This window comes from Methylobacterium nigriterrae, assembly GCF_037106235.1.
Classification (GTDB): Bacteria; Pseudomonadota; Alphaproteobacteria; order Rhizobiales; family Beijerinckiaceae; genus Methylobacterium; species Methylobacterium nigriterrae.
This window is the reverse complement of the sequence record NZ_JBAWTG010000286.1, coordinates 1-2,645: the sequence shown is the minus strand read 5'-3', so window position 1 is coordinate 2,645 and position 2,645 is coordinate 1. Positions and strand designations below refer to the sequence as shown.

Sequence of the window (2,645 nt, the reverse complement as noted above, 5' to 3'; positions counted from 1 at the left end):
TACAACCTCTCAGCACAAGACCCATAGTACCGGCGGTGGCGACGACGGTGTCGTCGTCTACGGGTGGCATCCGTGGGCTGGGCGTGCGGTTCGCCTTCACGATGTGATCGGGCGCGCAGCAGGTACGGCCGCGCGCTGCACACTCGTGGACGCGCCAGACGCACGCTTGCAGGAGATCCCGGTCTGGATGCTCGATCCCGTCGCGTGCGGGGCGATGCGGGCGACGCCGCAGCCGGTCACGGCCTTGTCCGCGCTGATGAGCTTGCGCGTCCTGCTCGCCACGGTGGGCAAAGGCCATGTCCCGCACCGAGCAACGCTAGCATCGCCCGAGTCCTCGGGAGATTGCCATGCCACAACCTCCGCGCCGACCGCGCCGGTCGGACCCGCAGCTCGACCTCGGCCTGACGCAAGGGCCGTCGACTCTGACGCCGCCAGCCTGGAGCAGCCTGCCGACGGCGACGCAGCAGACCCTCACCCGCCTGCTGACCCGCCTGCTCGTCGCCCACACCAACAGAGCCTCGCAGCAGGACGTCCGAGCCGGAGGCGCCGATGAGCGCTGAGAAGATCGGCCCGCAGCACCGAGCCCGCAAAGCCGTGCTCTACGTCCGCCAGTCCTCGGCCCATCAGGTCCAGCACAACCGCGAGAGCCAGGCTCTGCAATACGCCATGCGCGAGCGCCTCGCCGGGCTCGGCTTTGCCGAGGTCGAGGTCATCGACGAGGATCTCGGCTGCTCGGCCGCCGGCGGTACGCTGCGCGCCGGCTTCGAGCGCATGGTCGCCGAGGTCTGCCTGGGCAAGGTCGGCGCGGTCGCCGCCCGCGAGGTCTCCCGCTTCGCTCGCAACAGCCGTGACTGGCAGCAGCTCGTGGAGATGTGCCGCGTCGTCGATACCCTGCTCGTCGACCAGGAGGCGATCTACGCGCCGCGCCTGGGCAACGACCGCCTGCTCCTCGGGCTCAAGGGCAGCCTCAACGAGTACGAGCTCGACCTCCTGCGCCAGCGCTCGCTGTCCGCGCGCTACGAGAAGGCGCGCCGCGGCGAGCTCGTGGTCGCGGCGCCTGTCGGCTTCATCAAGGTCGGCGCCCGGCTCGAGATGGATCCCGATCGGCGTGTGCAGGCCGCGATCCGGCTGGCCATCGACAAGGTGGCCGAGCTAGGCAGCGTGCGTCAGGCCCTGCTCTGGTTCCTGGAGCACGGGCTCGACCTGCCGACACGCGTCAACGCCGGCCCGGTGGTCTGGCACCGCCCCCGCTACGCGACGCTGCGCGAGTTCATCGCCAATCCTGCCTATGGCGGCGCCTACGCTTACGGCCGCAGCCGCATCACGGCTAGCTACGACGCGGTCGGCGCCAAGGCGCGGGCCCGACGCACACCGCGCTCTGAGTGGCTGGCGTTGAAGCCAGGCGCGCATGAGGGTTACGTCGCGTGGGAGCGGGCGGAGGCGATCCGGGCGATGGTAAGTGAGAACGTCCCGACGAGTTCCCGTGGCGCGCCCAAGCTCGGCTCGGCCCTGCTCTCCGGTCTGCTGCGCTGCCGGCGCTGCGGACGCAAGCTGAGTGTCCAGTACACCGGGGCCAAGGGGCAGATCCCGCGCTACGCCTGCGTGCGCGGGCGGATCGACTACGGGGAGCCGAACTGCATCGCCTTCGGCGGCCTGCGCGTCGATGACATCGTCGAGGCAGCCCTCCTGTCCGTGGTGCAGCCCGGCGCCATCGAGGCGGCGCGGGCGGCCGAGTCGCAGGCGAGCATGCGCCGCGACGAGGCGCGTGAGGCGATGGTGCGCGACCTGGAGGCGGCGCGCTATACGGCCGACCGCGCCTTCCGCCAGTACGACGCCGCCGATCCCGAGAACCGCCTGGTGACCGGCGAACTCGAAGCGCGCTGGAACCGGGCTCTGTCGCGGGTCGGCGCCTGCGAGACGCGCATTGCCGAGCACGACGCGGTCGCCCCCCGGCCCGCCCTTCCTCCAATCGCATTGGAGACGCTCGCCGCGGACCTGCAGGGCGTCTGGTCAGCGCCCACGACGGACGCGCGGCTCAAGAAGCGGATCGTGCGTACCCTTATCCACGAGGTGATCGCCGACCTCGACGAGATACGGGCTGAGATCGTGCTCACCCTGCATTGGGCCGGCGGCGCCCACACCGAGCATCGCCTGCCGCGTCGCCGACGCGGTCAGCGCACCAGCACGCCCGCCGACGTGATCGAAGCGGTGCGCACACTGGCGCTCATCGCGCGCGACGACGTGATCGCGGGCGTGCTCAACCGCAACGGCGTGAGGACGGGGCACGGCAACCGCTTCACGCGCGAGCGCGTCACCGCATTGCGCTCGCAGTACCGCATCTCGGTGTTCTGCGAGGCCGCGGAGGGAGAGGAGCCTTGGCTGAACCTGACCCAAGCTGCCGCCCGCGTCGGCGTTGCCGCGCGAACCCTTCGTCTGGCCGCGGAACGGGGCGAGATCGATGCGGCGCATCCGCTCGCGGACGGACCTTGGGTCTTCAGCCGCACCGCTCTCGACGGCCCAGCTGCCAGGGCCCTTGCGCAGGAGGCACTGAACCGCGGCAAACACCCCGCGGTACCGCATCCGGCGCAGCAATCCCTCTTCGCATCAATGACATAGCGAGATGTGCGTTCTGATGAGCAGTTGTA

At 70.5% G+C, this 2,645-nt stretch carries 3 protein-coding genes; 2 read left to right on the top strand and 1 reads right to left on the bottom strand.

Annotation, left to right across the window (positions count from 1 at the left end; genetic code table 11):
• The coding region (locus tag WDW90_RS36195; protein ID WP_336492570.1) for a hypothetical protein at positions 1-298 on the bottom strand (298 nt) is incomplete at its 3' end.
• A gap of 49 nt (positions 299-347) precedes the next feature.
• Between WDW90_RS36195 and WDW90_RS36190 the strand changes: the two genes are divergently transcribed.
• The gene (locus WDW90_RS36190) at positions 348-560 is read left to right on the top strand and encodes a hypothetical protein (RefSeq protein WP_336492569.1); all 213 of its coding nucleotides are present in this window, start codon (positions 348-350) and stop codon (positions 558-560) included.
• Positions 550-2,616: a recombinase family protein gene (locus WDW90_RS36185; RefSeq protein WP_336492568.1), complete on the top strand. Its 2,067-nt coding sequence runs from the start codon at positions 550-552 to the stop codon at positions 2,614-2,616. Before WDW90_RS36190 ends, WDW90_RS36185 begins: the two co-directional genes overlap by 11 nt.
• The last annotated feature ends 29 nt before the right edge of the window (positions 2,617-2,645 follow it).

Coding starts and splice junctions, on each gene's coding strand:
- WDW90_RS36190 (WP_336492569.1), top strand. CDS start 348: ATGCCACAACCTCCGCGCCGACCGCGCCGGTCGGACCCGCAGCTCGAC.
- WDW90_RS36185 (WP_336492568.1), top strand. CDS start 550: ATGAGCGCTGAGAAGATCGGCCCGCAGCACCGAGCCCGCAAAGCCGTG.